Genomic DNA, 24212 nt, shown 5'->3' on the forward strand with positions numbered 1-24212 from the left:
CTGACCGCGGCGGCGACCGGCGTACGGCCGGCGGCGCCGCCCGCTACCAGGCGAAGGCCTCCGGGGAGGGGCCCGGGCCGGGGAAGACCTCGTCCAGCGCCGCGAGGAACTCCGCGGACAGCTCCAGGTCCACCGCCCGCAGTGCCGACTCCAGCTGCTCCGCAGTGCGCGGGCCGACGATCGGCCCGGTGACGCCGGGGCGCGTCAGCAGCCAGGCCAGGCCCACGTCGCCCGGATTCAGGCCGTGCTTGCCGCACAGGTCCTCGTAGGCCTGGATCTGCGCGCGCTGCGCCGGGTCGGCCAGCGAGTCCGCCGCCCGCCCGCCGGTCGAGCGGGACGCGCCGCCCTCGGCCTGCTTGCGGAGCACCCCGCCGAGCAGCCCGCCGTGCAGCGGCGACCACGGGATCACGCCGAGGCCGTAGCCCTGGGCCGCCGGGATTACCTCCATCTCCGCGCGCCGCTCCATCAGGTTGTACAGGCACTGCTCGGAGGTCAGGCCGAGCGAGCCGCGCCGCCGGGCCGCCTCGTTGGCCTGCGCGATGTGCCAGCCGGCGAAGTTGCTCGACCCGGCGTAGAGGATCTTGCCCTGGGTCACCAGGACGTCGACGGCCTGCCAGATCTCGTCCCAGGGCGTGGCCCGGTCGACGTGGTGGAACTGGTAGATGTCGATGTGGTCCGTGCCCAGCCGCTTGAGGCTGGCGTCCACCGCACGGCGGATGTTCAGCGCCGACAGCTTGTCGTGGTTGGGCCAGGCCTCGCCGTCCGCGCCCATGTTGCCGTAGACCTTCGTGGCCAGCACCGTCTTGTCCCGGCGGCTGCCGCCCTTGGCGAACCAGGAGCCGACGATCTCCTCGGTCCTGCCCTTGTTCTCACCCCAGCCGTAGACGTTGGCGGTGTCGAAGAAGTTGACCCCGGCGTCGAGGGCCGCGTCCATGATCGTGTGGCTGTCCGCCTCGGTGGTCTGCGGACCGAAGTTCATGGTGCCGAGAACCAGGCGGCTGACCTTGAGACCGGTGCGTCCGAGCTGTGTGTACTCCATGGCCTCCAGCCAAGCCGTTGGAGTGCGCTCGAATCAAGGGGCCGTCCGGGAGCTGGACCGGACGGCGTAGGGCCAGGTGAGGGCACTGCCGGGCAGGCGGCCCGGCAGCCTGCCCGAGGTGGGTTCAGCCCTCGGCGTAGGGCGCTCCGAGGCCCCACGCCTGGTGCATGGCGTCGGCGAAGGCGGCCGCCAGCTTGTGCTCGCCGGCCGCGTTGGGGTGGGTGCCGTCGTAGGTGTCGAGCAGTATGTCGTAGCCGTCCGGGCGGGAGGCCAGCAGCAGCGGCGATGCGGGCGAGTCGTGCTCGGCGACGGCCTTGGCCAGCAGGGTGTTGAGCTCCGTGCACTGCCCGGCGAAGCCCGGGTCGAGGTCTGCGCGGGTGTTGGGTATCACCGGCAGCAGCACCATGCGGATCCCGGGGGCTGAGGCCCGCGCCTCGGCGATGAAGCGCTCGACGTTGGCGAGGGTCTGCCCGGCGTCGGTGTAGAAGCCGAGGTCGATCAGGCCGAGGGAGACCAGCAGGACGTCCGGCCGGTGCTCGCGGACGACGTCCCCTATCAGCGGCGCCAGGTGCAGCCAGCCCTCGCCCCAGCCCGCCAGGTGCCGCCGGGCGTGCGGCGGGAAGGCCGGGTCGGCGTAGTCGGCCGAGACCGCGGCGTCCGCCGCCCGGTCGTACAGCCCGTCGCGCGGCCCGACCACGGCGAAGGGCTCGCCCTGCGCGACCAGATGGCGCCACATGCGGTAGCGCCACGTGTAGTCGCCGGAGGCGCCGATGGTCATGGAGTCGCCGACGAAGAGGTAACGCATGCCGGGCATCATCCCCGACCTCTCCGCGACCGGGGACACTGGGGTGCATGCGCGCGTACATCCCGACGGCCGCCGCCGGCGCCGCCCTCGCCCTGGGGTGGGCGGTCACGCCCGCCGCGGCCCTCGGCACCGCCCCCACCGTGGCCTTCACGATCTCCGACCCGCGGATCGCGGAGGCCAGCGGCCTGGCGGCCAGCCGTCTGCACCCGGGGATCTACTGGACGCACAACGACAGCGGCGACGGCCCGTACGTCTACGCGGTCGACTCCGCCACCGGCAGGACCGTGGCGCGTGTGGCGATGCGCGGGATCCACCCCCGCGACGTCGAGGCGATATCGATCGGCCCGGACGGCGACGTCTACGTCGGCGACATCGGCGACAACCTCGACGGCGCCTGGAAGGAGGTGTGGATCTACCGCTTCCCCGAGCCGGAGAAGCTGCACGACCAGACCGTGGGCGTCACCCGCTACACCGTCCGCTACGACCAGGGCCCGCGCAACGCCGAGGCCATGATGGTGCAGCCGAGGACCGGCCGGGTGTACATCGCCAGCAAGAAGCAGTCCGGCGGCAGCCTCTACCAGGGCCCCGCCCACCTCACCGCCCATGGTGTGAACACCTTCCGGCGCATCGCCGGCGTGCCGTGGGTGACAGACGGGGCCTTCTCGCCCGACGGCAGCCGACTGGTGCTGCGCGGCTACTTCTCGGCAACGGAGTACCGCTGGACGGGCGGCGCCCCGAGCAGGCTCGCCGACCTCGACGTCCCCATGCAGCCGCAGGGCGAGGGGGTCACCTTCAGCGCCGACGGCCGGGCGCTGATGTACGGCAGCGAGGGGCGCGGCAGCCAGGTGTGGCGGGCGCCGCTGGCGGATTCCGAGCTGCCCGACAGCGTGCCCCCGCTGCCCCCGAGGGCGACGCCCGGAAGCGGGACGGCGGGCAGGGGCGTGACCGCGACCCCCGGGGCGGGCGCGGGCAGCGCCGGAACGGGCGCGGCCGGGCAGGGGTCCGGCAGTGCGGGCGGCAAGGCGGTGGGTCTCGGGGCGCTGGCCGCGGTGGTCGCGCTGGGCCTGGGCCTGCGCCGGGTACTGCGCCGCCGCCGGGGCTGAGCCCCGGCGGCGGGATGCCGTGAGGTCAGCCGGTCAGAGCTTGCCGATGACGTAGTCGATGCAGGCGGTGAGCGCCTCGACGTCGGAGGGCTCGACGGCCGGGAACATCGCGACGCGCAGCTGGTTGCGGCCCAGCTTGCGGTAGGGCTCGGTGTCGACGATGCCGTTGGCCCGGAGCACCTTGGCCACGGCCGCCGCGTCCACGCCGTCGGCGAAGTCGATGGTGCCGACGACCTGCGAGCGCTTCGCCGGGTCCGTGACGAACGGCGTGGCGTAGGAGGACTTCTCGGCCCATCCGTACAGCCGCGACGAGGAGTCGGCGGTGCGCTCGGTGGCCCACTTCAGGCCGCCCTGCCCGTTGATCCACTCCAGCTGCTCCTTGAGCAGGAAGAGCGTGCCGACCGCGGGGGTGTTGTACGTCTGGTTCTTCACCGAGTTGTCGATGGCCGTCGGCAGGTCGAAGAACGCCGGGATGTGCCGGTCGCCCGCGGCGATCGCGGCGGCGCGCTCCAGCGCGGCCGGCGAGAACGCCGCGATCCATAGGCCGCCGTCGGCGGCGAAGGACTTCTGCGGCGCGAAGTAGTAGACGTCCGTCTCGGTGATGTCGACCGGCAGGCCGCCGGCGCCGGAGGTGGCGTCCACCAGGACCAGCGCGCCCTCGTCCGCACCCGCGACGCGGCGGATCGGGGCCGCGACGCCCGTCGAGGTCTCGTTGTGGGTGAACGCGTAGACGTCCACACCGGACTCGGCGACCGGCTCGGGGTGGGTGCCGGGCTCGGACTTGACGATCGTCGGCTCGTCCAGCCACGGCGCCAGCTGCGCCGCCTTGGCGAACTTCGACGAGAACTCGCCGAAGGACAGGTGCTGGGACTTGGCCGTGATCAGGCCGTGCGTGGCGATGTCCCAGAACGCGGTGGACCCGCCGTTGCCGAGGATGACCTCGTAGCCGTCCGGCAGGGAGAAGAGCTGCTTGACGCCGTCGCGCACCTGGCCCACCAGGTTCTTCACCGGAGCCTGCCGGTGAGAGGTGCCGAGCAGGGACGTCCCGGTGGCGGCCAGGGCGTCGAGCGCCTGGGTGCGCACCTTGGAGGGGCCCGACCCGAATCGACCGTCGGCGGGCTTGATGTCAGCGGGAATCTCGATATCGGCCACGGACGCAGGGTAGCCCGTCGTGGGTCCGTTTCAGCGGGTGTCCCATCGGGTGAGACGGCCTTGTGGCGCATCCCCGCGACGCGTGCGCCTCCGCGCGCCCCTTGGATGCGCCGGGCCGCGGGGAGTCGGGCAAGGTGGTGGCCATGACGGGTGGTGACGGGGCGGGTGGGACCGGCGGGCTGGAGCGGGCACTGCGCGCGGCGGTGCGCGGGGACGTGGCCTGGGACGCCGGTGCGCGGGCGCTCGTGACGATGGACGCGTCCAACTACCGGCGGGTGCCGCTGGGGGTGGTGGCCCCTGCGGACGCGGCGGACGTGACGGCGGCGCTCGCGGTGTGCCGGGAGCACGGAGTGCCGGTGACCGCGCGCGGCGGCGGCACCTCGATCGCCGGCCAGGCCACCGGCACCGGCGTCGTCCTGGACTTCACCCGGCACATGAACCGGCTGCTGGAGATCGACCCCGGGACGCGGACCGCGCGCGTACAGCCCGGCCTCGTCCTGGACGACCTGCGGCGGGCCGCTGCCCGGCACGGCCTGACCTTCGGCCCCGATCCCTCCACGCACAGCCGCTGCACCCTCGGCGGCATGATCGGCAACAACGCGTGCGGCTCGCACTCGGTGGCCTGGGGCACTACCGCCGACAACGTCCGGGGACTGGACGCCGTCACCTACCGCGGCGAGGCGGTCCGGCTCGGCGCCGACGGACTGGCGGGCCTTCCCGCCCGGCTGCGCGACGGCATGACCGCGCTCGCCGACGGCAACCTGGCGCTGCTGCGCACCGGCTTCCCGCAACTGCCGCGCCGTATCTCCGGATACGCCCTCGACCGGCTGCTGCCCGAGCACGGCAGGGACGCGGCACGGGCCGTCACCGGCAGTGAGGGGACGCTCGCGGTGCTGACGGAGGCGACCGTGGCCCTGGTGCCCGCGCCGGCCGCGCGGGCGCTCGCGGTGCTCGGCTACGTGGACGAGAGCGCGGCGGCGCAGGCCGCGCACCTGCTGCTGCCGCTGCGGCCGCTGACGGTGGAGGGGATGGCGGCCGACCTGGTGGGGGAGGCCGCGGCGGCGGATCTTCCGCGTGGCGGTGCCTGGCTCTTCGTCGAGACCGGTGGCGACGGCCCCGACGAGGCAGAGGCACGCGCGCGGGAGATCTGCCGGGCGGCCGGCGGCGCGACCGGACACGCCGTCGTCGCCGATCCCGCCGGGCAGCGCGCCCTGTGGCGGATCCGGGAGGACGCGGCCGGAACCGCCACCCGCATGCCCGACGGCACCGAGGCGTGGCCGGGCTGGGAGGACTGCGCGGTGCCTCCCGCCGGGCTGGGCGGCTATCTGCGGGAATTCCGGGCCCTGCTGGCCGCTCACGGGCTGCGCGGTGCGCCCTACGGCCACTTCGGCGACGGATGCGTGCACGTCCGGATCGACTTCGACCTCGTCGACCCGGCCGGCGTCGCGCGCTTCCGCCGCTTCTCCGAGGACGCCGCCGACCTGGTGGTGGCGCACGGCGGCTCGCTGTCCGGCGAGCACGGCGACGGGCAGGCGCGCGCCGAGCTGCTGCCGAAGATGTACGGCCCGGAAATGATGGCACTCTTTTCAGATTTCAAGGATCTCTGGGACCCCGACGGCGGGTTGGGCCCGGGAACGCTTGTGCGACCCGACCCCATTGATAGCAACCTTCGCTTCGCCGCGCTGCCTTCCGGAAATGCAGGTTTGCTCCCGGTGGCCTTCACCTATCCGGGTGACGGCGGTGATTTCGTTGCCGCCGTCCGGCGCTGCGTCGGAGTGGCCAAATGTCGCTCCTCGGCCGCTGTTTCCGGTGGCGGTTCCGATGTCATGTGCCCGTCCTTCCGGGTCACCGGCGAGGAGCGGCATTCCACCCGCGGCCGGGCGCGGCTGCTGCACGAGATGCTCGCGGGCGAGGTCGTCACCGACGGCTGGAGGTCCGCGGAAGTCAAGGAGGCGCTGGATCTGTGCCTTTCCTGCAAGGGCTGCCGGTCGGACTGCCCGGTCGAGGTGGACATGGCGACCTACAAGGCGGAATTCCTGCACCAGCACTACCGCGGGCGGCTGCGGCCGCGCGCCCACTACGCGATGGGCTGGCTTCCGCTGTGGCTGAAAATCGCTCGCAGGTTCGCCCGGCTGCTCAATTTCCTCGGCAGGACGCGGTCAACCGCATGGCTGGCCAAACGATTCGCCGGGATCGCAAGAGAACGCGAACTGCCCGAACTGGCGACCGAGACATTCACCCGTTGGGCGCAGCGCGACACCCCGGACGGCGTAGCTCCGACTGAGCCGTCCGAGTGGTCTTCCCCCAGGCCGCGCACGGTCGTGCTGTGGCCCGACACCTTCACCGACCACCTCGCGCCCGCGGCCGGCCGCGCCGCCGTGCGGGTGCTGCGGGCTGCGGGACTGCGCGTCGTCCTGCCGCCGGCGGCCGTCTGCTGCGGGCTGACCTGGGTGTCCATCGGGCAGCTCGACCGGGCCCGGGCCGTGATGCGGCGCACCCTCGACCGGCTGGAGCCCGTCCTCGACGCCGGGCTGCCGCTGGTCGTGCTCGAACCGAGCTGCGCCGCCGCGCTGCGCGCCGACCTGCCGGAGCTGGTCGGCCCCGGCGAACCGCGGGCCGCCCGGCTGGCCGCAGCCGTACGGACCTTCGCCGAGGCGCTGGAGGACTTCGCGCCCGGCTGGCAGCCGCCGCGCCTGGACCGTACGGCCGTCGGCCAGACGCACTGCCACCAGCACGCCGTGCTCGGCGACGCCGCCGACCGTCGGCTGCGCGCCCGCGCGGGACTGGCCGGCGAACTGACCGGCGGCTGCTGCGGCCTGGCCGGCAACTTCGGCTTCGAGGACGGCCACTACGAGGTGTCCGCCGCCTGCGCCGAGGAGGCGCTGCTGCCCGCGCTGCGGGCGGCGGACGGCGACGCGGTCGTGCTGGCCGACGGCTTCTCCTGCCGTACCCAGATCGCCCAGCTCGCGCCCGGCACCACCGCCCGCCACCTCGCCGAGGTCCTGGCCGAGGCGCTGGAGCCGGGCGGCGCCGGCCCCGGCTGACCGGGCGGGAGCGGGCCGCGGCTCAGGACGTCGTCGTCGGGTCGCCCTCGATGGTGTGCAGGCTGCGGGCGCCCGGACCGGTGTAGCGCGCGGAGGGGCGGACCAGCCGACCGGTGCGCTTCTGCTCCAGGATGTGCGCCGACCACCCGGCGGTGCGCGCGCACGTGAACATCGACGTGAACATGTGCGCCGGGACCTCCGCAAAGTCCAGCACGATCGCGGCCCAGAACTCCACGTTGGTGGCCAGGACGCGGTCCGGGCGCCGCTCCTGCAGCTCGGCGAGCGCCGCCTTCTCCAGCGCCTCGGCCACCTCGTAGCGCGGTGCGCCCAGCTCGCGGGCGGTGCGCCGCAGGACGCGGGCCCGCGGGTCCTCGGCGCGGTAGACGCGGTGCCCGAAGCCCATGAGCCGCTCGCCCCTGTCGAGCGCGCCCCTCACGAAACCCGTCGCGTCGCCCGTGCGCTCGATCTCCTCGATCATGCCGAGGACGCGGGACGGGGCGCCGCCGTGCAGCGGCCCGGACATGGCGCCGACCGCACCGGACAGCGCGGCGGCCACGTCGGCGCCGGTCGAGGCGATGACGCGGGCGGTGAAGGTGGAGGCGTTCATGCCGTGCTCGGCCGCCGACGTCCAGTACGCGTCCACCGCCGCGACATGCCGCGGGTCCGGCTCGCCGCGCCAGCGGATCATGAACCGCTCGGTGATGGACCGCGCCTTGTCGATCTCATGCTGCGGCACCATCGGCTGGTGCCGGCCGCGCGCGGACTGGGCGACGTACGACAGCGCCATCACCGCGGCGCGGGCCAGGTCGTCGCGGGCCTGGCCGGCGTCGATGTCCAGCAGCGGGCGCAGCCCCCACACGGGCGCGAGCATGGCCAGCGCGGACTGGACGTCGACCCGTACGTCACCGGAGTGCACCGGGATCGGGAAGGGCTCGGCCGGCGGCAGCCCGGGGTCGAACCGCCCGTCGACCAGCAGGCCCCACACGTTGCCGAAGCCCACGTGCCCGACCAGCTCCTCGATGTCGACCCCGCGGTAGCGCAGCGACCCGCCCTCCCGGTCGGGCTCGGCGATCTCCGTCTCGAACGCGACGACTCCTTCGAGTCCGGGTACGAAGTCGGACATGCGGCGACTCCTTCGATGCTGTCGGCGGTCGGGCGGCGGTACGGCTCTCCGGTCATGCCCCGTCATGGGGGAGCCCATCCTGCTCCATTCGGACCAGCCATTCTTCCGGCATGTGGACATGTCAGAGCCCGTGAGATGCCGCACACCGTCCGATACCGGCCGCGGCGCGCGGGCGCCGGCCCCTGGGAGGATGTGCGGGTGCGAGAACCCCACGACCTCCTGCGGGACGGGCCCGACCCCGCCGCAATGCGCAAGCGCTACCGCTCCGTCGGCCTCACCGAGGACGAGCTGGCGCCCGAGCCGTACACGCAGTTCGCCCGCTGGTTCACCGACGCCGTGGCCGCGGCCGAGGACGGCCTGATCGTCGAACCCAACGCCATGGTGCTGTCCACCGCGGACGCCGAAGGCCTGCCCACCTCCCGCACGGTCCTGCTCAAGGGCTACGACCTGGGCGGCTTCGTCTTCTACAGCAACTACCGGTCGCGCAAGGCGCGGGCGCTCGCCGCCAACCCGCGCGCGTCGCTGCTCTTCCCGTGGCATCCGATCACCCGCCAGGTCATCGTCTCCGGCGCGGTCGCGCGGGTGGCGCCGGAGGAGACCGCCGCCTACTTCCACAGCCGCCCGCACGGCTCGCAGGTCGGCGCGTGGGCGAGCGAGCAGTCCAGCGTCGTCGCCTCGCGGGAGGTGCTGGAGAAGCGCTACGCCGAGCTGGCCGCGCGCTGGCCGGAGGGCACCGAGGTGCCCGTGCCGTCCTTCTGGGGCGGATTCCGCGTCGAGCCGGTGAGCGTCGAATTCTGGCAGGGCCGCGAGGACCGGCTGCACGACCGGCTGCGGTACGTCCGGGACGAGGCCGGCGGCTGGTCGGTGGAGCGGCTGGCGCCCTGACGCCCCGCCGGGCCCCCGGGAAGCAGCGGAAGGGCCGGAAGCCGGGAAGCGCCCGGCGTGGCCGAAAACCGACCGACAATATGCGCGCAGAAGCGCGGCAATATGCGGCGGGGAAAAGGAACGACCCGCGGGCTGCCCTCCGGAGCCTGGCGGCTCCGGACACCGGCCGGACAAGTCCGGCGAGCCCGCGGGTCGGGTGACTGCGTGGGATTGGCGCGCAACGCGCACGCCCAGTGCGCGGAGCTAGCCCGCAGCCACCTCACGTGTCCGACTGCAAACCATGCTTCAGACCACCTCCCTTCGTGTGTGCCGCCACATTAGGAAACCGCCCGGCGACCGCACAACTGATTTATGGAAAGTGCGTGTGACCCGCCCCACACGAGGGTTGAATGTGGTGACGTGCAGCCTTTCGACGCGCAACCGAAACCGCTGGGCAACGGCAGCGGCGATGACGACACCGGCGGTCCCGCGGGGACGGCGGATCCGGGCGGGGGCGGAGCGGACGCCACGGCCGGCGGCGAGGCGCACGGTGGCGGCGAGCGGCTGCTGGCCGCGCTGCTCGACGGCATGGAGGCGGGTTTCGCCGCCTTCGACGACGAGGGCGTGGTCACCCACTGGAACGCCGAGGCGACCCGGATCCTCGGCTGGACGGCCGACGACGCGATCGGGCGCCACGGCTTCTCCGGATGGGCGGCGCGCGCGGCCGACGCCGTGGAGACCGAGGAGCGGCTGCGCCGGGTGATGGGCTCGCCCGGCCGCCATGTGCACGAGTTCGCGCTGCTGACCAAGGACGGCCACCGGGTGCTGGTCCGCACCCAGTCCGTGGCCGTGCCCGGCCCGGACGGGCGGCCCGCGGGCGTCTACTGCGCCTTCTCCGAGGTGCACGCGCAGATCGAGCTGGAGCGCTCCATCGCGCTCAGCGAGGCGCTCTTCGCGGGCGCGTCCTGGGGTGTGGTGCTGATCGACGCCGACCTGCGGCCCGCGGTCGCCAACCCGACGGCCGCGCGCATGCTCAGGACCGGCCGTGACGAGGTGCTGGGGCGCCCGCTGGGGAATCTGCTCACCCAGGGCGTCGAAGAGCTGGAGAACGCGCTCCAGCACGTCCTGGCCGAGGGGGCGCCGCCGGCCACGACCGACCTGTGGGTGGCGCTGCGCGCCGACCCCGAGGGCAGGCGGCGCTGCTGGCGCTGCGGCTTCGTACGGCTCGGCTCACCGCTCGGCGAGGAGCCGGCGCCGCTGGGCGTGGGCTGGCTCTTCATCGACATCACCCGGCAGAAGACCGCGGAGACCGAGGGCGCGCAGGTCCGCTTCCGCTACCAGCAACTGCACCGCGCCGACCGGGCCGCGGCCGAGTGCGGCGGCGCCCTGGAAGCCGCGGCGCTGCACCTGGACTTCGCCCTTGCCGGTTTCGCCGACCACGCGCTGCTCGACCTCGCCGACGACGCCGAGCGGCTGATACGGATCGCCGCCACGCCCGCGGGCGAGCCCGGTCCCTGCCGGCTGCTGCCCGACTCGGCCGAGAGCGGCATCCCCGTCGGCTACCCCGCCGCCCACCCCGCCCTCCAGGCCCTGGAGCGGATCGGCACCGTACGCACCAGCTACGGGCCGGAGGGCCCAGAGGACCGGGCTGCCGGAGCCGGGCCGGACGCGTGGGCGGCGGCGCGGCGCTGGCCGTCCGGGACGGCGCACGGGCTGGTCACCGTCCTGCGCAGCCGGGGCCGTACGGTCGGGGCACTGACCTTCCTGCGCGGGCCCGGGCGCCGCCTCTTCGACCGCGCGGACGCCGCCTACGCCGAGGACGTGGCCGCGCGCGTGGCCATGGCCCTGGACCTGGCGGGGCTCGCCGGGGAGCGGTAGGACGGGCGCCGGTGCAGGAAAGCGGTAGGTCGGGCGCCGGTGCCGGAACCGGGCCTCAGTGCCGGAAGAAGATCCGGTCCCGGTACTGCTCGAAGATCTGCGCGTTCCAGTCGTGCCCGCCGTCCACGTTGCCCGAGCGGAGCATCGGCGGGACGACGCCGCGCGCGGCCAGGTCGGTTGCCGCGGTCGCGACGACGGCCTGCATCAGGGCACTGGTCACGACGGTCGAGGCCGGGGCGAACGGCGCGGGGATGGCGTCGTCGGACAGCTCGGCGTCGCCCACCGCGATCTTGGAGTCCAGGACGATGTCGCAGTGGTCCCGGAGGAAGGTGCCGGACACGTGCCGGGACGCGGTCTGCTCGGCGTAGGCGACCGAGGTGACGCCGACCACCGTCAGGCCGAGCGCCCGGGCGTTCCGGGCCATTTCCACCGGCAGGGCGTTGCGGCCGGACAGCGAGATCACGAACAGGACGTCGCCGCGCCGGACCGGGCTGGTGTCCAGGACCACCCCGGCGAGCCCGTCGACCTGCTCCAGCGCGCTGCCCAGCGTCGCCGGCCGCACGTCCACGCCCACGACGCCCGGCACCACCAGCAGGTTGATCAGGGCGAGGCCGCCCGCGCGGTAGACGACGTCCTGAGCGGGCAGCGAGGAATGGCCGGCGCCGAAGACGAAGACCCGGCCGCCTGCCTCGACGGCGTCGGCGACCGCGGCCGCCGCGGCCCTGATCGCCGGGCCCTCCTCGTCGCGCGCCCGGCGCAGCAGGCCGATGGCGGCGTCGAAATACCGGTCCGACAGGTCCTCGGCTGGCTCGCTCATGCGGATCACCGTGCTGCCCGGCGCCGCCGGTGTCAAGGAGAGCCGGTCGGGGCCGGCACTCCCACTTGGGGGCCGGTTGTCGGCGGCATGCGTCAGAATTGGTCCAGGGCCACGCACGATTCACCTGAGGGGCGCGCATGTCCGGACTCATCGACACGACGGAGATGTATCTCCGCACCATCCTGGAGCTGGAGGAGGAGGGCGTGGTCCCGATGCGCGCCCGAATCGCCGAGCGCCTCGACCAGAGCGGACCGACGGTCTCCCAGACGGTCGCACGCATGGAGCGGGACGGCCTGCTGCATGTCGCGGGCGACCGCCATCTGGAGCTGACCGCCGAGGGCCGCCGCACCGCGACCCGGGTGATGCGCAAGCACCGCATCGCCGAATGCCTGCTGGTCGACGTGATCGGCCTGGAGTGGGAGCAGGTGCACGCCGAGGCGTGCCGCTGGGAGCACGTGATGAGCGAAGCGGTGGAGCGGCGGGTGCTGGAGCTGCTGCGGCATCCCACCGAATCCCCGTACGGCAACCCGATCCCGGGCCTGGAGGAGCTGGGCGAGGAGCGGGAGACCGACCCCTTCCTGGAGGAGGGCATGGTCAGCCTGAACGACCTGCGGCCGGGCGACTCCGCGGCCAGCGTCGTCGTGCGGCGGATCGGCGAGCCGATCCAGACCGACTCCCAGGTGATGCACACGCTGCGGCGGGCCGGCGTCCAGCCCGGCGCCGTGGTCAGCGTGACCAGCTCCGCCGGGGGCGTCATGGTCGGCAGCGGCGGCGAGGCCGCGGAGCTGGACGCGGAGGTTGCCTCGCACGTCTTCGTCGCCAAGAGCTGACGGGGCGAAAAGGCAGGCCACTCGAGAACGCAGGGCCGCCCCGGCGTCGTGACGACGCCGGGGCGGCCTTTTCCCTCCCGGCCCCCACCCGCGCCCCTCCCTGCCCTCCCCGTCCCCCGCCCCTCCTGCTCCCGCTTCCCGCGCGGCTGCGCGCCGCACCCTCCCCGCGGGATCGAGCGGGACCCGCGGAGGCGCCGGGACCCCGAGCTTCCCGGTACCTCCCCGCGACCCGCTTCCCCTTCGCGCCGCGCCCCGCTCAGAGATCTCCCCTCGGCCCGTGCGGCCAATCCTTGAGCGTTGTCACTCGAAAGAGCGGTGTTGGGTGCGCGCGCTCTGTGTTCGAATAAAAGTTCGATAGCGTGGCCGGAGACGGATCCAGCGACAGCGCCGGGACGGACGACGACCGGGGAGGAGGGTGGTGAGGCGCATGGAGCAGCAGACGGAGCAGTACCGGCCGCGCCGCTACGAGGTCACGGGAGCGGACGGCGTCCGCCTCATGGCCTGGGATTACGCGGCGGCCGCCGCCATCGCGGCACCGCGCCGGACGCGGGAGTCCGGCCCCGCAACCGGGACCGCAACCGGCCCCGCAACCGGCCCCGCAACCGGCCCCGCAACCGGCCCCGCAACCGGCCCCGCAACCGGGGCCGTCCCAGGGGACGCGTACCCCGGGGACACACGGCCCGCGGTCCTGCTGCTGCACGGGCTGCTCGGCCGGGCCTCGCACTGGGCGGAGACCGCGCGCCGGCTCGCGCCGCGCTACCGCACCATCGCGCTCGACCAGCGCGGCCACGGCCACAGCGGCCGCCCGCAGGACCCCTCCGCGCCCGAGGCCTACGCCGCGGACGCCGCTGCGGTCGTCGAGCAGCTCGGCCTCGGGCCGGTGAGCGTCGTCGGCCACGGCACCGGCGCGCTGACGGCGTGGCAGCTCGCGGCGCACCGCCCGGACCTGGTCGCCGCCGTCGTCATCTGCGAGATGCGGGCGGCCGCGCCGGGGGAGGCGCTGCGGCGCGTCGCGGAGGAGTGGGCGCAGTCGTGGCCGGTGCCCTTCGCGACGCTCGCCGACGCCCGCCGCTGGTTCGCCGAGCAGGATCCGTTCGCCGATGTGCCGAGCCCGGCGCGCGGCGAGTTCTTCGCCGAGGTGATGGCGGAGGAGGACGACGGCTGGCGGCCGCGGTTCGCCGCGCGACTGCCGGGGCCGGGGCATCCGTGGATACGCGACGCGCACTGGGACGAGCTGGCCGGCGTGGGCTGCCCCGCCCTGGTGGTGCGCGGGCTCGACGGGCAGCTCGGGCGGGCCGAGGCGCACGAGATGGTCCGGGTGCTGCCGCAGGGCAGGTACGCCGAGGTCCCGGACGCCGGGCATCTGGTGCCGTGGGACCAGCCCGAGGCCTGGTGCGCCGTGGTCGAGGAATTCCTGCGCGAGGTGGCGCCGCGGCGTCCGGTGACCGGCCGCGGGTGCGGGACGTGCAACGCGGAGGTGAGAGTGGTGTGAGAGGTCGGTGATAAACCGCGGGCCCGCCGGGGTCGCCCGGGGCCGTGGCGGGCGGCCCCGCGGGGCAGGGCGGTCCGGCGGCGCGGCCGCGGGCTGCGGGGCGGTTCGGCGGTGGGTGCGCGGGCGGGTCGCGGGGGCCGTGATGCGAGCGCACACATCCTCATAACGCCTGCTGGTAGCTTGCGGTCGCCGGATTCGTATCGCGTCATGGGGGAGCAGAGTGCGTCATAGAGTGATGAGAGCGGGAATCGCCGCGGCGGCGGTCGCCGCCGCGCTGGCACTGGGCGGCTGCGGCAGCGGCGGCGGCAAGGACGACGCGACGGCCACCGCCACCGGGCAGCCGGACTCGCCCTCGGCGAGCCCGTCCGCGAGCGCCTCCGTCCAGCCGGCCACCTCGACGGCGCCCGCGCCCACCGCCTCCCCGACGAACTCCGCGCAGACGGCCGGTGCGGACGGCGGCGCCACGGACACCGTCGAGGGCGTATGGCTCGCGGCGGAGGGCGCGACGAAGGTCCAGCTCGTCCTCGGCGCCGGCAAGGCGGGCCTGACCAGCGCCCACCTCTGCGGCGGCGGCTACACCGGCAAGGAGGCCATCGCCCTCACGCTCACGTGCATGGACGGCGACACCGAACGCACCACGGGCCGTGGGCAGTTGGCGGCCGACGGCAAGACGCTCACCGTCACATGGACGAACGGGCCCACCGACGTCTTCGCCCGCACGGGTCTGCCCAGCGACTGACCGCACGTCAGAGGCCCTGTCCGGTCCCGAACGGGGCGAACGGGGCCCCTCAGGACCGCTCCGGCTCCCGTCCCCAGGTCGCGATCGTGTCTTCCCTTCGCAACAACTGTGTAGTTGGTGTCAGAGGATGGGGGTGATCTACTGCAATCGGGTGGCTGGTGCGCTAGCGTCCCGAGGGCGGGCGAGGGGCCCGTGAACGTCCTTGAGGTAACGGGGAGGCTAGATATGTCCATCCATGGTGCTGATATCCAGCAGTTGCGCGACCTGTCCGGCAAGTTCAGCACCGAGGCGGGCAACCTCGGCACGCTGATCGGTCACCTGCAGAGTGCCACCTCCAGCAGCGAGAGCTACTGGAAGGGCCCGGCGGCCGAGCGCTTCCGCAGCGAGTGGGCGCAGCTCAAGCCCACCTTCGACAAGTTCGTCGCCACGCTGCACGACGCCCAGAAGTCGGCCAGCACGAACGCGGACAACATCGAGGCCGCGACGCGCTGAGTGCGCGAGCGCCTGACCGCGTGACCACCCCCGGGGGGGAGCGCGACGCAGCGAGGGGCCGGACCGGGGTCACACCCCGGGACCGGCCCCTCTGCCGTGTCCGGCCCGCTACCCCAGGGCCACCCCCTGGACCTGCACCATCTCGCCGCCCCTGATGAGCAGCCCGCGCCCGACCGGCCCGCCGCCCACGTCCCGCGGCAGCCGCACGTTGAACAGATCGCCCTCGCTCGCCCCCTGCGGCGACAGCAGCAGCCCGCTGCGCGAGCGCCGCGCCTCGACGAGGAAGCCGCGGTACTGCGAGCCCATCTGGTCCGCCGACCCGGCGGCGATCAGCCCGTGCTCGCCGTCGAGACCTGACTTGACGACCGTCTCCAGCGCCGAGTCCAGCGGCGTGTCGTAGATCAGCTCGCCGTCGTCCACGACCACGACGTACGCCGCCCCGGCCCCCGCCAGATCCGTCAGCTCCCTGAGGTCCTCGCCCGTCGCCTCGCCCGTCAGCAGCCCCAGCACCCCCGGCTCCCCGGCCAGTTCGCGCAAGGGCGAGCGGCGCGGGCTCACCAGGACCACCGGCACCCCGGCCGCGGTCAGCGAGCGGGCCGCGGCGATGAGCGCGGTGGAGCGCCCCGACTTCGGCGGCCCGGCGATGACGAAGCCCGGCCCCGACTCGCGCAGGTCGATGCCCACCGGCTGCAGCTCGTCGCCGCCCACGCCGAGCAGCGCCCACAGCGGCGACGGCGGCGCGAACTCCGGGTCCAGCGCCAGGGCCTCGCTGACGGTGATGCGCGGCGGCAGCGCGTCCACCCGCATGGGCCGGTTGAAGCGCGGCGCCCCGCGGTGGCGTTCGGCGGCCTCCCGCCCGATCCGCTGCAGCGCCTCCACCTGGGCCTGCCCCGACGGCTCCTCGGCGAGCAGCGCGACCTGGCTCTCCTGCACGCCGTGGTCGGTGGGCCGCAGGGCCCGGCCGGACGGCATGGACTTGGGGACCTCGCGCACCGCGAGCCCGCCGGTGGTGTAGTCGTTGGGGTCGGCCATCCGCAGGATCAGCTTGTCGGCGAAGACCGACGAGATCTGCCCGGAGAAGCCGCTGCGGTCGGAGGTCATCACGATCTTGAGGCCGGCCGCGGCGCCCTCGCGGAAGAGCCGGTTGGCGGCCTCGACGAGCTTGCCGTAGTTGTACGACTCGAACGTCGAGACGTAGCCCTCCCAGCTGTCCAGCAGCAGCACCATCCACGGCAGCCGCTCCTCGGGCGTGGCGGCCATCGCGCGCTGCTCGGCGGCGCTGGAGGCGCCGCGCAGGGCGAGCAACTGCTGCCGCCTGGAGACCTCGGCGGCGAGCCGGTCCAGCAGCCGCTGGAGGCGTTCGGGCTGGTCACGGGTGACGATCGCGCCGCAGTGCGGCAGGCCCACGAGCGGCAGCAGCGCGTTGGCGCCACAGTCGATGCCGTAGAGGTGCACGTCCTGCGGCGAGGCCGTCTGCGCCAGCGAACCTGCGAAGGTGCGCAGCGCGGTGGAGCGGCCGGAGCGCGGGCCGCCGACGATGAGCACGTGCTCGCCGTGCACGATGTCGACGGCCAGCGGCGCCCGCGCCTGCTGCGCGGGCAGGTCGGTGAGGCCGTACGGGATCGGCGGCACGTCCTGCCAGCCGCCCGCCGCGGCGGGCCCGGCGCCGTGCCCGCCGCCGACCGCCGAGGCGGCCAGCTGCGCCACCGTCACGGACTCGGGCAGCGGGTCCAGCCAGGGCTTGCGCGGGGCGGGCAGCCCCATCAGGTCGGACGCCGCGGCGATGGCGTCGACCAGCACCGCGAGGTCGGTGACCATGGTGCCGTCGTCCTCGTCGCCGCCCGCGCCGCGCGGCAGCGGCCGGCCGAGCGCCGTCCAGCCCAGCGGCTGGACGCCCGCTTTGGCGCGCGTCCCGCCGACCGCCGGGCGGCGGCCGCCGATACGCGCGGACTGCACGCCGACCAGCGACTGGGCGCCGGAGCGCACGTACGCGCGGCCCGGCGTGGACTTGGCGATCGCGCCCGCGTCGGGGGCGTCGATGACGTCCCGCGACTCGTCGGCGTCGGTGACGCGCAGCGCGATGCGCAGGTTGGTGTTGGCGCGGATGTCGGCGCTGACCACACCGGCGGGCCGCTGCGTGGCGAGCACCAGGTGCACGCCGAGGGAGCGGCCGCGGCGGGCGATGTCGACGAGGCCGGCGACGAAGTCCGGGAGTTCGGCGACCAGCGACGCGAACTCGTCGATGATCAGCACCAGCCGGGGCATCGGCTCCAGCTCGGGCCGCAGCCGCCGCGCGTCGCCGTAGTCCTCGATGTCCTTGGTCGCGGCGTTGAAGAGGATCGTCTCGCGGTGGTGCAGCTCGGCGGCGAGCGAGGCCAGCGCCCGCTCGGTGAGGTGCGCGTCGAGGTCGGAGACCATGCCGACGGTGTGCGGCAGCCGGGAGCAGTCCAGGAAGGCGCTGCCGCCCTTGTAGTCGATGAGCACGAAGTTGAGCGCGTCGGGCCGGTTGACGACGGCGAGCGAGGTGATCACCGTCTGCAGCAGCTCCGACTTGCCCGCGCCGGTGGTGCCGGCGACCAGGGCGTGCGGGCCGTCGCGCCGGATGTCGAGCACGAAGGTGCCGTCCGCGCCGATGCCGATGGGCGCCGCGGTGCTGGAGCCGCCGCGCTGCCAGATCCCGGCGACGTCCTTGCCCGAGGGGTCGGGCATGCCCAGCAGGTCCAGCAGCCGGGCCGAGGTGGGCAGTGCGCTGTCGGCGTCGTCCCGGCTGACGTCCCGGACGGGCGCGAGCGAGCGGGCGACCAGTTGGCACCAGTCGCCGCCGACCTGGTCGGCCAGCACGTCGCCGAGCGCCTCCAGGCCGGCGCCGCGCAGGTGGACGCGGGCGTCGTCCTGCGGCGACCAGCACACCGCCGCCCGCACCTCCTCGGGCAGCAGCCGCTCGTCGGCGTCCAGGCACAGCGCGAGGATGCCGAACCGCGGGCCTTCCTGGAGCAGTTGCGGCACGCCCGGGGTGCGCCGCAGCAGCCGGGCGCCGTCGAGGACGACCAGCACGAACGGGTCGGGCCGCAGGCCGCCGCCACCGCCGGAGGAGAGCGCTTCCGCCTTGCGGCGCTCCAGCTCCTGGAGCAGCTCGTTGATCCGGCGGCCGGTCGTCTCGCCGTCGGTGCCGATGAGCGACACGCAGTCCTGGCCCTGCTGCGGCGCCAGGTGCGGCAGCCAGTGCGCCCAGCCCCACGCCTGCCCGGCGTCGGGCTCGGACGACAGCAGCACCATCGACAGGTCGCGCGGGCTGTGCAGCACGGCCGCCTGCGCCACGAGCCAGCGTGCGGTGGCCAGCGTCCGCTGCCGCAGCCCGGCGACGCCGACGACGCCCAGTTCGGGCAGCGGCAGCGGCACCGGCACGTCGTTGACCCTCGGCGGCACCGGCTGCGGCGCACCGTCCGGCAGATGGCCGCCCTTGGGCAGCAGTTCGATGTCGGCGAGCAGGTCGGCGACGCCGATGCGCAGCCGCAGCACGTCGGGGTCGGTGAGGCGGCGCTCCCACAGCCGCATCCGCGGGCCCGTGGCCCACAGCAGGATCTGCGCGGCGTCCGGGTACGCCGCCCGCCGCTCGGCGCGGTCGGTGAGCCGGGCGCTCTCCAGGGTCATCTCGTGCTGGGCCAGTTCGGCCTTGAACTGCTTGGCGGTGTTGCGGTCCTTGCGCTTGCCCTCGCGGGACTCGCTGAGCCACTGGCCGGCCAGCATCATGGGGCTCATCAGGCAGAAGAGCAGCATGTAGACCTGGTGCACCATGAAGAACATCGCGAGGCCGAAGACGAGCGGGACCAGCGCCGCGATCATCTGGAAGCGGGCGCCCTCGCCCTTCTGCGGCGGCTGCGGCACGTACAGCCGGGGGCGCGGCGGGAGCGACTTCAGCCGCGGCGGGCGGTTGTAGGCCAGGCCGCCCTCGCCCATCGGCGACAGGTGCGCGTCGGGCTCGCTCGGCACGTCCAGCACGACGACGGTGTCACCGGCGCGGATCTGCGCGCCCAGCGGCCATTCGCGCTCCCCGGTGACGGGCTCGCCCTCCAGGGTCAGCTCCGTGCCGGGCTCCACGGCCAGCGTGACCGTGCCGTCCGCGGCGACGGACACCCGGGCAGCGAGCTGCGGGAGCAGGGCGTCCGGCACCGAGACCGTGCAGTGCTGCCCCGAGCCGAGGGTGGCCTTGCCCAGGCCGAGCCGGGCGACCCGGCCCGCGCCGGGGCCGCCGCACACCCGCAGTTCGACGCGGCCGGAGGGCTCGCCGGTGCGCATGAAGGGGCCGATGGAGTCGTCGGTGGTGACGCGCATGCCGTCCCGCAGCACCGCGCCCGCCGGCGCCTGCGGGTCGCACAGCAGGCCGTCCGCCCACAGCTGCGCCGCCCCGGGGGGCGCGGCGCGCGTCCCGGGGAAGGCCAGCACCGTGCCGCCGCCGGCCGGCGCCGCGTTCATCTGCGGGACGCCGCCCGCCACGACCTGGGCCAGCGCCGCGGCCACGTCGCCGGCCGAGGCCCCGTCGTCCGCCGCGACGACGACGTCGCGCGCTTCCTCGCCTTGCTGTACGACCGTCACGGTCACCCGCATGGGATGTTCCCTCCCCCGCCGCGGCCGGCCGGCCCGAACCTCACGCTCCGGCCCCGGCCCGGGCGCACGTACCTGTCCCAGGAGGCTATCCGCCTCCGGAAACCTCACGTAACCCCCTCCCGGCCGGGCCGGTTGTGAGCAAACCGTGAACATCCCGCCGCCCGCCCCGGTACGGGCCCCGGTCCGCGGCGGCCAACGGTGCCCGTACGGTGGTGCGTTGTCAGGGCGTACACGCCGCGACCGGGGGTGACGCGGTGCGGAACTGTTGCACGCCTGTGGTCCGTCTGTCGCCCAACGTCCTTGAGGGGCTCTGACGGGCGCTGGTAGCGTCCCGGTGACTTGACATTGGAAAGCGGTTCGGCAGCCAGGCACTCCGGTGCCGGCCCGTCCGCGAACGACCGTAAGTCGCGTATGAGCGACGGGGGCAGTCACGTGAGGACCAGGGATCGTTCCAGCGGCGGCGGTGGCGGACACCGCCAGGCCGGCATGCCCGCACCGGCGATGGGTGTGCCGGGCGGCGAGCGGCTGCCGACGGCGCCGCGCGAGCGCAAACCGGCGCTCGCCGCACTCGCCGTCCTGCTCATCCTGCTCGGCGCGTTCGGCGCCGTGCTGACGGTGGTGCGGGCCGGCCACAAGGAGTCGTACGTCGAGATCACCCAGGCGGTCGCGGCGGGTGACCCGATACCCGAGTCCGCGATCCGCTCGGTCGACCTGTCCGACGACTCCGGGCTGGGCCTGATCCGCTGGGAGCAGCGCGACGACCTGCTGAAAAACTTCCGGGCCGCCGTCACGCTCGTGCCGGACTCGATCCTGTCCGACAAGATGATCACCAAGAAGGACAACGTGCTGACGCAGGGCAAGTCCCTGGTCGGGCTGTCCCTCCAGGACGGGCAGTTCCCCCGGAACTCGCTCAGCGTCGGCGACACGGTGGCCGCGTACTTCGTCGGCAACGACGCCGGCAAGAACAGCGACAGCAGCGACTCGTCCGACAGCAGCAGCAGCGGCAGCAGCCCGCAGAGCACCCTGATCAGCAACAAGCTGATCGTGAAGTCCATCGACGTGGACACCTCGGGCTCCGGCAGCGGCAATACGTACGTCACCGTCCTCGCCGACACCGCGGACGCCGGCCCGCTGACGATCGCGGCCTCGGCCAACGACGTCTCCCTGGTCCGCGTCCCGGCCGCCGGCGGGAACTGAGCGAGCGGCGGCACTCTACCCATGGCACTGATCGCCCTCGCGGCGGACAAGGGCTCGCCCGGCGTCACCACGACCGCGCTCGCGCTGGCCGCGGTGTGGCCGCGGCGCGCCCTGCTCGCCGAAACCGACCCGGCCGGCGGCGACCTCGTCTACCGCTCGCGCGCCGCCCACGGCGGCATGCTCGACCCCAACGTCGGCGTGCTCTCGCTCGCCGCGGCCGCCCGCCGCGGCCTGGCCGCCGAGCAGCTCTGGGAGCACGCCCAGCCGCTCGCCGGCGGCCTGGACGTCCTCGTCGGCCTCGGCGGCTCGGAGCAGGCCGCGGGCCTGACCGGGCTGTGGCCCGTCCTCGGCGAGGTCTTCTCGATGCTCGGGCAGGCGCCGAACGGCGCGGCCGACGTCATCGCCGACTGCGGCCGGATCAGCGGCGACTCGCCCTCCCTCGGCCTCTTCCAGCACGCCGCTCTGGTGCTGCTGGTGGCCAGGACCGAGGCCGAGCACCTGGCCCGGGTACGGGACCGGGCCGGCGCGCTGTCGGCCAAGCTGCACGGCTCGCAGCGCGGCGCCGGCGCCCTCGGCTACCCGCCGATCGGCGTGCTGCTGGTCGCCGACCCCGGGCAGAGCGCCCGGATCGCCGCGCAGGCCAACGAGATGCTGGTCGCCTCGCAGATATCCGCGCGGGTCGTCGGCACCGTCGCGCACGACCCGGCGGGCGCCGACATGCTCACCGGGCGGCGCCGCGGCCGGCTCGACAAGTCCCTGCTGATCCGCTCCGCGCGGCAGATCGCCGCCGACGTACCGAACCGGTACGGGGTCTTCCGATGAGCGAGATCGACCACCAGCTGGTCAAGCGCTTCCGGGAGGAGGCCGGCGACCGGATAGCCGAGCAGCGGCGGCTCGACCAGGTCGCCGGCGCGCTGGCGATGAGCGCGGAGGACGAGCGGCAGTTCGCCCGCGCGATCATCGCCCAGATCCTGGAGGACTACGCCCGCCGGGAGATCAACGCCGGCCGCACCCCGCTGGACGCGGTCGCCGAGGAGGCGTACGCGGCCGCCGTGCACGCGGCCCTCTTCGGCGTCGGGCGGCTCCAGCCGCTGCTGGACGACCCCGACGTCGAGAACATCGACATCAACGGCTGCGACCAGGTCTTCGTCGGCTACTCCGACGGCCGCGAACTCCAGGGCGACCCCGTCGCCGAGAGCGACGAGGAGCTGATCGAGCTCATACAGGTGCTGGGCGCCTACTCCGGCCTGTCCTCACGCCCCTTCGACTCCGCCAACCCGCAGCTCGACCTGCGGCTGCCGGACGGCTCCCGGCTCTCGGCCGTGATGGACGTGACGCGGCGGCCGGCGCTCTCCATCCGCCGCGCGCGGCTCGGCAAGGTCTTCCTCGCCGACCTGGTCGGCAACCGCACGATCACCCCGGAGCTGGCCAGCTTCCTGCACGCGGCCGTCATGGCCCGCAAGAACGTGATGATCGCCGGCGCCACCAACGCCGGCAAGACCACCCTGCTGCGGGCGCTGGCCAACGTCATCCCGGCGCACGAGCGGCTCATCACCGTCGAGCGCGCCCTCGAACTCGGCCTCGACCAGTTCCCCGAACTCCACCCCAACGTGGTGGCGTTCGAGGAGCGGCTGCCCAACTCCGAAGGCCTCGGCGCCATCTCGATGGCCGAACTGGTCCGCCGCTCGCTGCGCATGAACCCCTCACGGGTCATCGTCGGCGAGGTCCTCGGCGACGAGATCGTCACCATGCTCAACGCGATGTCGCAGGGCAACGACGGCTCGCTGTCGACGATCCACGCCAACAGCTCGGCCGAGGTCTTCAACCGCATCTCCACCTACGCGCTGCAGGCCGCCGAGCGGCTGCCGATCGAGGCCTCGCAGATGCTCGTCGCGGGCGCCATCGACTTCGTGGTCTTCATCCAGCGCCGCAACGACTTCCAGCAGGGCGGCACCCTGCGCCGTATGGTGACCTCGGTCCGCGAGGTCAACGGCGTGGACGGCAGGGTCCTTTCCAGCGAGGTCTTCGCCGAGGGCAGGACCGGCGCGGCGATGCCGCACGCGCCGATCTCCTGTCTCGACGAACTCCTCGCCAACGGCTACCAGCCCACGGGGGTGTGGCGGTAATGACCGGTGTCTTCTCGTTGACCGTGATGTACGGGCTACTGGCCGGCGCGGTCGTGGGCGGCGGTATCGCGCTGCTCGTGGTCGCGATCCGCGGCTGGGCGCCCAAACCCGTCGCCCCCGGCGAGGCGCCCGCCGACAAGGCGGCGGAGATGATGCGCTTCCTGTCGCAGCGCGGCTCGATCGCCGCCGTCGCCGGGATCGCCGTCATCGGGCTCACCCGCTGGGCGGTGCTCGGCATCGCCACCGCGCTGCTCGTCTTCACCTGGGACAAGCTCTTCGGCGGCGCCTCGGACGAGCGCGCCGCGATGAAGCGGGTGGAGGCGCTGGCCGGCTGGACGGAGTCGCTGCGCGACACCATCGCCGGTGCGGTCGGCCTGGAGCAGGCCATCCCCGCCTCGGCCCGCGCCGCCGCGCCCGCGCTGCGCACCCACCTGGAGGCGCTCGTCGACCGGCTGCGCGCCCGCACGCCGCTGCCGGACGCGCTCCAGCACCTCGCCGACGAGATCAACGACGCGTCCGCCGACATCATCATCGCCGCGCTGATCCTCAACTCCCGGCTGCGCGGCCCGGGTCTGCGCGAGGTCCTGGGCGCGCTGGCCAAGTCGGCGCGCGAGGAGGTCGACATGCGGCAGCGGGTGATGGCGCAGCGCGCCAGTACCCGGCGCAGCGTGCAGATCGTGGTCATCGTCTCGGTCGTCGTGGTGCTCGCGCTGGCCATCTTCAACCGCGGCTTCGTCAAGCCGTACGGAACGCTGCTGGGGCAGATGGTGCTGCTGGTGGTCTGCGCGCTGTTCGGCGCCGGCTTCTGGTGGCTGCGCAGCCTGTCGAAGGTCGAGACCCCGGCCCGCTTCCTCGTCCACTCGCCCGAACTCCACGCCCAACGGCAGGAGGTGCTGCACCGGTGAA

Annotated in this window: 18 protein-coding genes; 12 read left to right on the forward strand and 6 right to left on the reverse strand. The window is 74.1% G+C overall.

The genetic code is table 11. The features are described 5' to 3' along the window. Positions 1–43: 43 nt before the first annotated feature. Together IH54_RS0107480 and IH54_RS0107485 are read right to left on the reverse strand one after the other, a co-directional pair. Positions 44–1039, reverse strand: coding sequence for an aldo/keto reductase (locus IH54_RS0107480; protein WP_031514081.1), 996 nt, complete (start codon positions 1037–1039; stop codon positions 44–46). A gap of 124 nt (positions 1040–1163) precedes the next feature. Continuing rightward, the gene (locus tag IH54_RS0107485; RefSeq protein ID WP_031514084.1) at positions 1164–1844 is read right to left on the reverse strand and encodes a GDSL-type esterase/lipase family protein; all 681 of its coding nucleotides are present in this window, start codon (positions 1842–1844) and stop codon (positions 1164–1166) included. Between the two features lie 47 nt (positions 1845–1891). Here IH54_RS0107485 and IH54_RS0107490 point away from each other — a divergent pair, with 47 nt between their 5' ends. Further along, positions 1892–2947, forward strand: coding sequence for a hypothetical protein (locus IH54_RS0107490; protein ID WP_031514085.1), 1056 nt, complete (start codon positions 1892–1894; stop codon positions 2945–2947). Positions 2948–2980: 33 nt separating this feature from the next. Here the strand turns inward: IH54_RS0107490 and serC are convergent, their stop codons facing one another. After that, the gene (gene serC / locus IH54_RS0107495; protein WP_031514087.1) at positions 2981–4099 is read right to left on the reverse strand and encodes a phosphoserine transaminase; all 1119 of its coding nucleotides are present in this window, start codon (positions 4097–4099) and stop codon (positions 2981–2983) included. A gap of 143 nt (positions 4100–4242) precedes the next feature. On the opposite strand from serC, the gene IH54_RS0107500 reads away from it, so the two are divergent. Next, positions 4243–7143, forward strand: coding sequence for an FAD-binding and (Fe-S)-binding domain-containing protein (locus IH54_RS0107500; protein WP_031514089.1), 2901 nt, complete (start codon positions 4243–4245; stop codon positions 7141–7143). A gap of 22 nt (positions 7144–7165) precedes the next feature. Here IH54_RS0107500 and IH54_RS0107505 read toward each other — a convergent pair whose 3' ends face one another. Further along, entirely contained in the window at positions 7166–8266 is a 1101-nt protein-coding gene (locus IH54_RS0107505; protein WP_031514091.1) for a citrate synthase 2, read from the reverse strand. 246 nt (positions 8267–8512) lie between these two features. Between IH54_RS0107505 and pdxH the strand changes: the two genes are divergently transcribed. Next, complete coding sequence (pdxH, locus tag IH54_RS0107510) at positions 8513–9151, forward strand: pyridoxamine 5'-phosphate oxidase (protein ID WP_234343413.1); 639 nt, start codon at positions 8513–8515, stop codon at positions 9149–9151. A 399-nt stretch (positions 9152–9550) separates the two neighbouring features. Continuing rightward, positions 9551–11008 (forward strand): PAS domain-containing protein, encoded by a 1458-nt coding sequence (locus IH54_RS0107515; protein WP_420711720.1) that lies wholly within the window; start codon positions 9551–9553, stop codon positions 11006–11008. Positions 11009–11063: 55 nt separating this feature from the next. Here the strand turns inward: IH54_RS0107515 and IH54_RS0107520 are convergent, their stop codons facing one another. After that, on the reverse strand, positions 11064–11825 hold the full coding sequence (locus IH54_RS0107520) for an SIS domain-containing protein (RefSeq protein WP_031514098.1): 762 nt from the start codon (positions 11823–11825) through the stop codon (positions 11064–11066). Between the two features lie 137 nt (positions 11826–11962). On the opposite strand from IH54_RS0107520, the gene IH54_RS0107525 reads away from it, so the two are divergent. From IH54_RS0107525 to IH54_RS0107540, 4 genes are all read left to right on the forward strand, one after another. Then, positions 11963–12655: a metal-dependent transcriptional regulator gene (locus IH54_RS0107525; protein WP_031514101.1), complete on the forward strand. Its 693-nt coding sequence runs from the start codon at positions 11963–11965 to the stop codon at positions 12653–12655. A 427-nt stretch (positions 12656–13082) separates the two neighbouring features. Beyond that, complete coding sequence (locus IH54_RS39450) at positions 13083–14147, forward strand: alpha/beta fold hydrolase (RefSeq protein ID WP_063762243.1); 1065 nt, start codon at positions 13083–13085, stop codon at positions 14145–14147. Positions 14148–14382: 235 nt separating this feature from the next. After that, positions 14383–14886 carry a hypothetical protein gene (locus IH54_RS41425; RefSeq protein WP_052397178.1) on the forward strand — a complete coding sequence of 168 codons (504 nt, stop codon included), beginning with the start codon at positions 14383–14385 and terminating at the stop codon, positions 14884–14886. A gap of 225 nt (positions 14887–15111) precedes the next feature. Beyond that, positions 15112–15378: a WXG100 family type VII secretion target gene (locus tag IH54_RS0107540; protein ID WP_031514107.1), complete on the forward strand. Its 267-nt coding sequence runs from the start codon at positions 15112–15114 to the stop codon at positions 15376–15378. Positions 15379–15486: 108 nt separating this feature from the next. Here IH54_RS0107540 and IH54_RS0107545 read toward each other — a convergent pair whose 3' ends face one another. Continuing rightward, complete coding sequence (locus IH54_RS0107545) at positions 15487–19983, reverse strand: FtsK/SpoIIIE domain-containing protein (protein ID WP_031514109.1); 4497 nt, start codon at positions 19981–19983, stop codon at positions 15487–15489. Positions 19984–20415: 432 nt separating this feature from the next. On the opposite strand from IH54_RS0107545, the gene IH54_RS0107550 reads away from it, so the two are divergent. Genes IH54_RS0107550 through IH54_RS0107565 form a run of 4 tightly spaced genes read left to right on the forward strand, consistent with a single transcriptional unit; the run spans position 20416 to position 24211 of the window. Further along, positions 20416–21180 (forward strand): hypothetical protein, encoded by a 765-nt coding sequence (locus tag IH54_RS0107550; RefSeq protein ID WP_031514111.1) that lies wholly within the window; start codon positions 20416–20418, stop codon positions 21178–21180. 21 nt (positions 21181–21201) lie between these two features. Continuing rightward, entirely contained in the window at positions 21202–22002 is an 801-nt protein-coding gene (locus IH54_RS0107555; protein ID WP_031514112.1) for a hypothetical protein, read from the forward strand. Then, positions 21999–23306: a CpaF family protein gene (locus tag IH54_RS0107560; protein WP_031514114.1), complete on the forward strand. Its 1308-nt coding sequence runs from the start codon at positions 21999–22001 to the stop codon at positions 23304–23306. Before IH54_RS0107555 ends, IH54_RS0107560 begins: the two co-directional genes overlap by 4 nt. Then, positions 23306–24211, forward strand: a complete 906-nt coding sequence (locus tag IH54_RS0107565) for a type II secretion system F family protein (protein ID WP_052397179.1) — start codon at positions 23306–23308, stop codon at positions 24209–24211. The genes IH54_RS0107560 and IH54_RS0107565 overlap by 1 nt, the downstream gene beginning before the upstream one ends. Position 24212 lies beyond the last annotated feature (1 nt).

Origin of the sequence: Streptomyces sp. NRRL F-5123, from assembly GCF_000721495.1 — a bacterium.
GTDB lineage: Bacteria > Actinomycetota > Actinomycetes > Streptomycetales > Streptomycetaceae > Actinacidiphila.

What these genes read in the sequence shown, in the direction of transcription:
- IH54_RS0107505 (WP_031514091.1), bottom strand. Translation starts at nt 8,266, where the DNA reads ATGTCCGACTTCGTACCCGGACTCGAAGGAGTCGTCGCGTTCGAGACG.
- IH54_RS0107525 (WP_031514101.1), top strand. Translation starts at nt 11,963, where the DNA reads ATGTCCGGACTCATCGACACGACGGAGATGTATCTCCGCACCATCCTG.
- IH54_RS41425 (WP_052397178.1), top strand. Translation starts at nt 14,383, where the DNA reads ATGAGAGCGGGAATCGCCGCGGCGGCGGTCGCCGCCGCGCTGGCACTG.
- IH54_RS0107565 (WP_052397179.1), top strand. Translation starts at nt 23,306, where the DNA reads ATGACCGGTGTCTTCTCGTTGACCGTGATGTACGGGCTACTGGCCGGC.
- IH54_RS0107560 (WP_031514114.1), top strand. Translation starts at nt 21,999, where the DNA reads ATGAGCGAGATCGACCACCAGCTGGTCAAGCGCTTCCGGGAGGAGGCC.
- IH54_RS0107500 (WP_031514089.1), top strand. Translation starts at nt 4,243, where the DNA reads ATGACGGGTGGTGACGGGGCGGGTGGGACCGGCGGGCTGGAGCGGGCA.
- IH54_RS0107490 (WP_031514085.1), top strand. Translation starts at nt 1,892, where the DNA reads ATGCGCGCGTACATCCCGACGGCCGCCGCCGGCGCCGCCCTCGCCCTG.
- IH54_RS0107540 (WP_031514107.1), top strand. Translation starts at nt 15,112, where the DNA reads ATGTCCATCCATGGTGCTGATATCCAGCAGTTGCGCGACCTGTCCGGC.
- IH54_RS0107480 (WP_031514081.1), bottom strand. Translation starts at nt 1,039, where the DNA reads ATGGAGTACACACAGCTCGGACGCACCGGTCTCAAGGTCAGCCGCCTG.
- IH54_RS0107545 (WP_031514109.1), bottom strand. Translation starts at nt 19,983, where the DNA reads ATGCGGGTGACCGTGACGGTCGTACAGCAAGGCGAGGAAGCGCGCGAC.
- IH54_RS0107555 (WP_031514112.1), top strand. Translation starts at nt 21,202, where the DNA reads ATGGCACTGATCGCCCTCGCGGCGGACAAGGGCTCGCCCGGCGTCACC.
- IH54_RS0107520 (WP_031514098.1), bottom strand. Translation starts at nt 11,825, where the DNA reads ATGAGCGAGCCAGCCGAGGACCTGTCGGACCGGTATTTCGACGCCGCC.
- IH54_RS0107485 (WP_031514084.1), bottom strand. Translation starts at nt 1,844, where the DNA reads ATGCGTTACCTCTTCGTCGGCGACTCCATGACCATCGGCGCCTCCGGC.
- pdxH (WP_234343413.1), top strand. Translation starts at nt 8,513, where the DNA reads ATGCGCAAGCGCTACCGCTCCGTCGGCCTCACCGAGGACGAGCTGGCG.
- IH54_RS39450 (WP_063762243.1), top strand. Translation starts at nt 13,083, where the DNA reads ATGGAGCAGCAGACGGAGCAGTACCGGCCGCGCCGCTACGAGGTCACG.